Origin of the sequence: Flavobacterium sp. W22_SRS_FP1 (assembly GCF_052113685.1) — a bacterium.
GTDB lineage: Bacteria > Bacteroidota > Bacteroidia > Flavobacteriales > Flavobacteriaceae > Flavobacterium.
On sequence record NZ_JBGQOE010000049.1, the window covers coordinates 1 to 8,049 of the forward strand.

Here is an 8,049-nt window from a genome sequence, read left to right on the forward strand (position 1 = left end):
GACTTTAATGTCCTTTCTTTTGAAAAAATTATCCTATCCCTTTTCCTGAGAGTTGCATTAACTAATTGAATCTAGTTATTTTTAGACTGGGTTCAAAATGATAGTCAACAGACTTCTTTTTTCTACTAAAATAGTATTTATTTAAGTACGGTTATAAAAAGAATTAAATGCAGTCATAAATAAGCTTAGCTGCTCAAATTGTATTGGGAATTAGAGATATGAGGAGACCTCCGCTATCAATTTCTGTATTGTTTATCCTAAGGTTGGTTGAAGAGTTTAATTTGGTACTTATTACAAACGACCGTCAGTACATTCGTAACAAACGATAAGCGATTAGTTCTATGATTGTTAACGTTCTTTACTACTTCACTATAATCGTTCTAAAAGTCAGATTTACTCTGGGTTTCATAACGAGTCTGGTAGGAGGTAGGCGATGCAGCCAGTGGCTTTGGGTTTCATCCTTCATGACTAGCAGGCTTCCGTTTTGTAGCATCATAGAAATTGTTTCCTTACTTTCCTTGTTTTTGAAAGCAAATTTGCGATCGGCTCCAAAACTCATGGAAGCGATTGTACCATTTTTCTTGAGATCCTTTTCGGCATCGCTGTGCCATCCCATACCTTCGTTTCCGTCATGGTATAGGTTTAACAAGCAGGAATTGTAGGTTTCGCCAGTAGTGGTTTCGGCCAGTGATTTCAGTTGGAGTAAAGCAGGAGTCCAAGGCAGGGCTTCCTTCGTAGTATTAGAGTAGGTGTAACTGAAATTCTTATCCCCGTACCAAGCGACTTTGCGTTTAGTAATGATAAGTTTACCAAAAATGATGGATTGGTCATTTTTCCAATCTATGTTTTCTAATAATTCAGTCAGGTATTCATCGGCTTTGGACTGCGGCATCAAGCTGCCGTAGTAGTTTACTGTACCATCTTTAGGCAATAGGTTTGTGTTTTTGTCCGGTTCTGTGCTAAATAAGTCCATTGGCTTTAATTCGTTTTGCTGCAATGACCACAAGGTCGGAAATTGTTTTTAATTGCTTCAACTTGGCGAAAAAAAAATACGCTATTTCTCTCTTTTTTATTAGTTTGCCAGATTTGTAATCTTGGGTTGCGTGAATTTTGATGTTTTGGATTTCGCGTAGGATGATTTTGTTTTTTTTAATTTTAATAGAATCCGGAAAAATATAGCAAAGTGACAAAGATGATGTTCAGCCTACAATTCGTTCCTCTTTTTGACAAAACTTAGTTACTACTACTTTTAAGATAGTATTAAACGATCAATTAAATCATGTGGCTGATTGTAGTTTCTTCAGTTTTACTTTTGAGGATAAATTTCAATCTGCTTTTTAGCCAAACGTTGTTTAAGCCAAAGTACCATCTTTTTCTCTGTCGGCTCATCTAGCCCCCCTTTACTTTTGTAGATGAGGACCGGAACTGTTCTAGTACTGTCTGTATTTTCGTCAAAAGTGTGATTAGAAATGGAAATATTTTCAATTTCTGGAAATAGAATTTTTACTTCTGACAGGATTGCTCTATTGTCATACGAATTTTTAGCAATTTCATTCTTCAAGTTTAAAATCGTAACGTCTTTTTCACTTAATACAGATTTATTAAAATTAATTTCATTTAAAATATCACTTTTAAGATCTGCAGTATCTTGTATGACAATTAACTTTGTATTACCGATATTGTAAGATTTTAATTTTTGATTTAGTGTTTTAATTTCTTCGGTACTAAATCTTCTCGAAAGGAATCCGAGTTCCAGTTTTTTTGGGTTCTTGTTGAAGTCTGTTTTTTTGTATAAAATAGCAATCCCTTTATTTGTAAATTCATTTTCCATAAAAATATCAATTTGATGTTGGTATTTCTTCTGCTCAATTAATTGGTATGCAAAATAAATACCCGGAAGTATTAATACAGTTATTAAAGTTGTCATGATATATCGCACTTGTTTTTGATGTTTGTCGTCCAATTGCTTCTTTACAGGATATTTTAAATATTTGACAATAAAAAAGGTGGATATACAAATGAAAACACAATTTATTGAGTACAAATACATGGCGCCTAAAAAGAATTTCATGTTACCAATTGCTAAGCCATATCCGGCAGTACAAAGAGGAGGCATCAGTGCTGTAGCAATAGCAACTCCGGGGATTGGATTTCCTTTTTCAACTCTTGTTATTGCAATAGCTCCTACTAAACCTCCAAAAAAAGCGATTAAGATGTCGTAAATATTAGGCGAAGTTCGTGATAATAGCTCAGGCTGCGCATCCTTAAAGGGGCTAATATAGAAATAAAGAGTAGATACAACTAACCCAACTAAAGTAGCAATCAAAAGGTTGTTTAGTGATCTTTTAAGTAAATTAAAGTCATAAATTCCTAATCCGAAACCGGCTCCTATAATTGGCCCCATCAACGGTGATATAAGCATTGCACCTATAATAACAGCTGTCGAATTTACATTTAGCCCTATTGATGCCACTACAATTGCGCAAGCCAGAATCCATAAATTCGAGCCCCTGAATGAAATGTTGGACGTTACATTATCTAATACAATGTTCTTATCTTCTTCGCCTTTACTAAGATTTGTGTAAGCAAATATTTTATTCGTTGTTTTTTTCATCTGTAACTTCTTTTAAGGTGTTTTTTAAAAAAAGAAAGCCAATTAAACCTGCGATTAATGAAGAAAGTAAGATAATGAATTTTGCATTACTAATTAAAGTTTTGTCGTCGAAAGCTAGTAAAGTTATGAAAATTGACATGGTAAACCCAATACCACCAAGGAACCCTACACCGATGATTGTTTTCCAAGTTAAGTCATTTGGAAGTTTACATATTCCTGCTGAAACTGCCAAAAAGCTAAACAGATAAATTCCCAATGGTTTTCCAACAATTAGGCCCAAAGCTATTCCTATGCTATAATGCTGCGAAATGGTTTCTCCAATATTCGAACTAATAACAATGGCAGTATTGGCCAATGCAAATATAGGAAGTATAATAAAGCCGATAGGTTTATGTAAAAAATGTTCTAGAATGGAAGAAGTTGATTTTTTATCGCCGTTGCCAAAAGGAATCACAAACGCTAACAATACTCCTGTTATAGTTGCGTGAATACCAGAATGTAGCATAAACCACCACATAATCACTCCACCAATCAGGTAGGTAATCAAATTGCGCACTTTCATTTTATTCAATATAAATAGGGCTACCATGATACCTAGAGCGATGAATAAGTTTGTCCAAAGAATCGTGTCTGTATAAAAAATAGCGATTACTAAAATAGCGCCTAAGTCGTCAATTACGGCTAAGGCCGTTAGGAAAATTTTCAACGATAATGGCACTCTACTACCCAATAAAGAAAGCACTCCTAAGGCAAACGCAATGTCGGTAGCCATCGGAATACCAGCTCCAGCTTGAGCTTTAGTACCATAATTTAAAAGCAAGTACAAACCGGCAGGAATCAACATCCCACCTAGTGCCGCAAAAATAGGAAGCATCGCATCCTTTAAATTAGATAATTCACCTTCTAGAACTTCTCTTTTTAATTCTAAACCAATAAGAAGGAAGAAAAGCGTCATTAAGCCATCATTTATCCAATATTCCAAGCTTTCTCCCCAAAATTTCATGTGCCAAGTTTGGAGGTATTGTTGACCAAAAAATGAATTTGCCATAAATAATGAAAAGATGGTACAGCCAATTAGGACGAGTCCACTGGATTTTTCATTATTAAAGAACTCATTAAACAAATCGCTATTATAAATCTTTTTTATCGCCTTCTCGATCTTTACTTTCATGTATTCTTTATTTTTGTAGCTAACACTCGGAAATTTTCCCGATTTTATGTATAAATGTCAAACAATTATAGCCAGATTTACAAAAATAGCTAATTAGTAGCTAACCCCGTTGTCGAAATGGATAATAATGTTTTAAAAATATACTTGTCAAATACCAAAAAGCTATTTTTGCGTTAAAACTCAGGTGTTCTTCGATTTTCTTTCCACACACCTAGCCAAACGTAAGAGAAGGCATTTGGTTTTGCTATGTTTGCAACTGCATTGATAAACAATTGCCCAATTTTTTTCCATGAAACTCTCGCAGAATATAAATGCACTGAATTTCGAAAGCTTATTCGCCTATTATTTCTGTTTGAGCTTTTCTAAAATTTATTTCCAAATATCCAATTGCCTTATTATCTATACTGCCACGGTAAATAAGGGGTTCTAGATTGGTCAGCTCTTTTTTTTAATTGAGCTGTATTGAAACTTTCTTCATTGTAACTGATAATTTTTCTTAGAAAATTTTGCCAGCAATTTTCTTTATTAACTCTAGATTAGATAGGGAGGCTTTTTCTAATTTCTATTGTTTCTGATAAATCAAGTGTGGCTTCTGGGCATAAAGATGTGATGCAGAAATAGTAAAAAGAAAATTTGTATCAATTAATATTTTCTATTCGATCATTAAATAAATCAATTTAAGTACTTCTATTAATTGTTTTCAATTTGTACTTTTGAGAAAATCATTAAAAAAAGAACCTGTAATAGGAATATTTATGAAAATAGTAATATCGCCAGCTAAATCTTTGAATTTCGAAAAGGAGTTACCCACTGAAGCCTATACAAAACCAATATTTTTAAAGGAATCAAAGCAGATCCAGAAAGTATTAAAAAAGGAATCGCCAAAAGAGTTGTCAGGACTGATGCATATTTCAGATAAATTGGCCGATTTAAATTGGAAGCGCAATCAAGATTGGATGACACCGTTTTCTCCTGAAAATGCACGTCCCGCTATTTATACTTTTGACGGTGATGTGTATACCGGTTTAGATGCTTATTCGATCCCAATAGATAAAGTAGATACATTACAAGATTGTTTACGTATTTTATCTGGTTTGTATGGACTTTTGAAGCCTTTGGACTTAATGCAGGCATATCGATTGGAAATGGGGACAAAGTTGGCGGTAGAAGAAAATAAAAATCTATATGAATTTTGGAAAACCACGATAACAACAAGTCTCAACAAAGAGCTAAAAGATGGAGAATTATTTGTCAACTTGGCTAGTAACGAATATTTTTCGGCTATTGACACCAAGGCGCTGAAAGTTCCCGTGATCACACCAGATTTCAAAGATTATAAAAACGGGAAATTAAAAATCATTAGCTTTTTTGCCAAAAAGGCTAGGGGAATGATGGTGCGTTATATTATAGACACCGATGCTAAAACAGTTGATGATTTAAAAGGCTTCGATTATGATGGGTATCAGTTTGATGCGAATTTGTCTAAAGGAAACCATCTCGTTTTTACTAGATAATAATTTACGCTAAAATAAAAAAATGCCGATATTGCTGATGATATCGGCATTTTTTGTTTCTGTTAATGGCTAGCATCTCCAAGATTGATTTTGTTTTTTCCTTTTTTTACAAAAAATATAATTGGAATGCAGCACAGAAATAGGATTCCTAGATACAAGAAAACATCCATGTATGACAGCACCGTGCTTTGTTTCATGACAGAATAATCAATTGCCTGGTAGGCTTTATTTAATGCTTCGTTAGACGTAAATCCTTTGGACATAAACCCTTTTTGTAAGAGTAACAGTCGTTGTTGAACTTCAAATTTGCTTCCGTCTAAATGTGCAACTAAACTTACCCGGTGTTCTTGACTGAACCTAGTGATAAATGTAGTAATTATGGCTATACCAAAAGAACCTCCTAATTGTCTCATCATACCAGTAAATGCCGCGCCTTCACCAATGTTTTTCCCTGACAAAGTCGATAGTGATAGGGTAGTGATGGGAACAAAAAGCAGTCCCAACCCAATCCCTCGTAATATCAAAGACCAATATAAATGCTCGACACCAGTATCTGGGGTCATGTTATTACGCATCATAAGAGTAAAGAAAAAGAAAATTAGAAACCCTAAACCTATCATGTATCCCTGCGGAACTCCTCTCTGAATTAATTTACCAATAATAGGCATCATAAAAGCAGTAGTTATAGATCCGGGAATCAGTAGCAAGCCTGCATCAGTGGCTGTCCACCCTAAGACGGACTGTGTGTAAATTGGAATAATTAAAGTGGAACCGTACAGCCCGAAGCCAAGAATAAAAGCCATTAACGTACCAATTCTTAAATTGCCGTCCTTCAGTACACTCAAATTTACGATTGGATGTTTGTAGGTTAACTGTCTCCAAATAAATAATATTAGGCCAAATAATGAAACGCTGCTTAGCAGCACTATCAATTTATTGTTAAACCAGTCGTCTTGTTGCCCATGTTCTAGTACAAACTGTAAAGAACCAATAAAGGCTGCTAAAAGAATAATTCCTATCCAGTCGACTTGGTTAGCCTTTAATTTCTCACCATATTTTGGGCTTCGTACAAAATTTAATGTTAAAAGGGTAGCGATAATTCCTAATGGGATGTTGATATAAAAAATATAAGGCCAAGAAAAACGATCCACTAAATACCCACCCAACGGCGGGCCCAGTGTAGGACCTACAATAACTCCCATGCCATAAATGGCTTGAGCCATTCCACGTTTAGCGATAGGATAGCTTTCAGTAATTATCGTTTGTGCCGTAACCAATAAGGCGCCGCCACCAAGTCCTTGGATAAATCGGAAAGCAACCAACTCCCATATATTAGTAGCATTACCACATAAAAAAGAGGCAACGGTAAATATAATGATGGAAACTGCAAAATAATTGCGTCTGCCAAATTGTTGCGAAAGCCAGCTCGTCATTGGAATCACAATAACATTGGCAATAGCATAAGCCGTGATAACCCAAGCCACATCAGTTAATGTAGCTCCTAAGCTTCCTCTCATATTGGTTAGTGCGACATTAACAATAGTCGTATCTACAATTTCCAGCAAAGCACAAAGTACCGCCGTTATTGTAATGATAACCCGCCTAAAACCGTACTCGACTAAATCGTCCTCTCCTGGTGCCATATTATTTTATATGTACGTCAACATCCACGTTCATTCCAGGACGTAATAACTTTATTTTTTCAGCATCGTTAGTGGCGTCAAGACTTATTTTTACAGGTAAGCGTTGAATTGTTTTAACGAAGTTACCAGTAGCATTATCAGGAGGCAAAATAGAGAAACGGGCTCCTGTAGCAGGTGAAAAGGAAGTTACCGTTCCATTAAATGAATAATCTGGATAAGCGTCTACTTTTATAGTTACCTTCTGTCCTGTAATCATTTTATTTAATTGTGTTTCTTTAAAATTGGCGACAACCCATGCTTCATTATTATTAATAATGTAAAAAAGGGATTGCCCTGCTTGCACTAATTGCCCGGGTTGAATGTCAATTTTAGAAACTTGTCCATCAATGGCAGCAGTTATAGCGGTATACGTTAGATTTAAATTTGCCGAATCAAGCAATGCTTTTGCTCTTTTGATATTGGCAGCCGCAACATCGGTTTGTTTATCTGATACTTTTGAATTTGCTACAATAACAGACTTCTGGAAGGCGGTCGCTTTTTGCTGCTGCTCTAAAACACGCACTTGGCTTTCTGCCTCTTGCTTTGCCGCTAAAGCTTGTTCGTACTGTTGTTTTGTGATCGTATGACTTTTGTACAAATTGTTGTATCGGTTGTAATCACTACTAAGGCGACCTAATCTGATCTTTGCGCTTTCAATATTTCCTCCTGCAGACTTCACATTAGCTTCAGACACTGAAATACTAGCTAGAATGCTATTTATGTCTGCTTTGGAAACTTCAAAACTCCCTTCTGCAGCGGCCAAATTTGCAGTTGCTTCATCGATTTTTAATTGGTAATCTTTTTTGTCAATCGTAAATAAAGTATCCCCTTTTTTTACAAAATTATTATCTGTGATATACACTTTCCTTACATAGCCAGATACCCTAGGAATTATGGGATTCATGTTTTTCTCTATCTGGGCATCATCTGTTCCTTCGTGGGAAAGGGAATAAATGTATTTGTAAGTTCCATAAGTAAAACCTAATAATATTGTATTGACCCCTTAAATAATCGGACACAATTATAAATCAAAAACTATAATTTTGTACGATGGAAAAACGAAAATTC

General features: G+C 35.2%; 6 protein-coding genes. 1 reads left to right on the top strand and 5 read right to left on the bottom strand.

Annotation, left to right across the window (positions count from 1 at the left end; all coding sequences use genetic code 11):
- Positions 1 to 361 precede the first annotated feature (361 nt).
- The 3 genes from ACEN2H_RS15290 to nhaA all read right to left on the bottom strand — a co-directional run bounded on the left by ACEN2H_RS15290 (position 362) and on the right by nhaA (position 3,785).
- On the bottom strand, positions 362 to 973 hold the full coding sequence (locus tag ACEN2H_RS15290; RefSeq protein WP_441733859.1) for an alpha-ketoglutarate-dependent dioxygenase AlkB family protein: 612 nt from the start codon (positions 971 to 973) through the stop codon (positions 362 to 364).
- Between the two features lie 333 nt (positions 974 to 1,306).
- Complete coding sequence (locus ACEN2H_RS15295; protein WP_441733861.1) at positions 1,307 to 2,614, bottom strand: TIGR00341 family protein; 1,308 nt, start codon at positions 2,612 to 2,614, stop codon at positions 1,307 to 1,309.
- Complete coding sequence (nhaA, locus tag ACEN2H_RS15300) at positions 2,595 to 3,785, bottom strand: Na+/H+ antiporter NhaA (RefSeq protein ID WP_441733862.1); 1,191 nt, start codon at positions 3,783 to 3,785, stop codon at positions 2,595 to 2,597. The genes ACEN2H_RS15295 and nhaA overlap by 20 nt, the downstream gene beginning before the upstream one ends.
- Before the next feature lie 755 nt (positions 3,786 to 4,540).
- Between nhaA and yaaA the strand changes: the two genes are divergently transcribed.
- The gene (gene yaaA / locus ACEN2H_RS15305) at positions 4,541 to 5,299 is read left to right on the top strand and encodes a peroxide stress protein YaaA (RefSeq protein ID WP_441733864.1); all 759 of its coding nucleotides are present in this window, start codon (positions 4,541 to 4,543) and stop codon (positions 5,297 to 5,299) included.
- Positions 5,300 to 5,361: 62 nt separating this feature from the next.
- Here the strand turns inward: yaaA and ACEN2H_RS15310 are convergent, their stop codons facing one another.
- Positions 5,362 to 6,942 (bottom strand): MDR family MFS transporter, encoded by a 1,581-nt coding sequence (locus tag ACEN2H_RS15310; RefSeq protein ID WP_441733866.1) that lies wholly within the window; start codon positions 6,940 to 6,942, stop codon positions 5,362 to 5,364.
- Between the two features lies 1 nt (position 6,943).
- The gene (locus ACEN2H_RS15315; protein WP_441733868.1) at positions 6,944 to 7,885 is read right to left on the bottom strand and encodes an HlyD family secretion protein; all 942 of its coding nucleotides are present in this window, start codon (positions 7,883 to 7,885) and stop codon (positions 6,944 to 6,946) included.
- Positions 7,886 to 8,049 lie beyond the last annotated feature (164 nt).

Coding starts and splice junctions, on each gene's coding strand:
- yaaA (WP_441733864.1), top strand. CDS start 4,541: ATGAAAATAGTAATATCGCCAGCTAAATCTTTGAATTTCGAAAAGGAG.
- ACEN2H_RS15295 (WP_441733861.1), bottom strand. CDS start 2,614: ATGAAAAAAACAACGAATAAAATATTTGCTTACACAAATCTTAGTAAA.
- nhaA (WP_441733862.1), bottom strand. CDS start 3,785: ATGAAAGTAAAGATCGAGAAGGCGATAAAAAAGATTTATAATAGCGAT.
- ACEN2H_RS15310 (WP_441733866.1), bottom strand. CDS start 6,942: ATGGCACCAGGAGAGGACGATTTAGTCGAGTACGGTTTTAGGCGGGTT.
- ACEN2H_RS15315 (WP_441733868.1), bottom strand. CDS start 7,885: ATGAATCCCATAATTCCTAGGGTATCTGGCTATGTAAGGAAAGTGTAT.
- ACEN2H_RS15290 (WP_441733859.1), bottom strand. CDS start 973: ATGGACTTATTTAGCACAGAACCGGACAAAAACACAAACCTATTGCCT.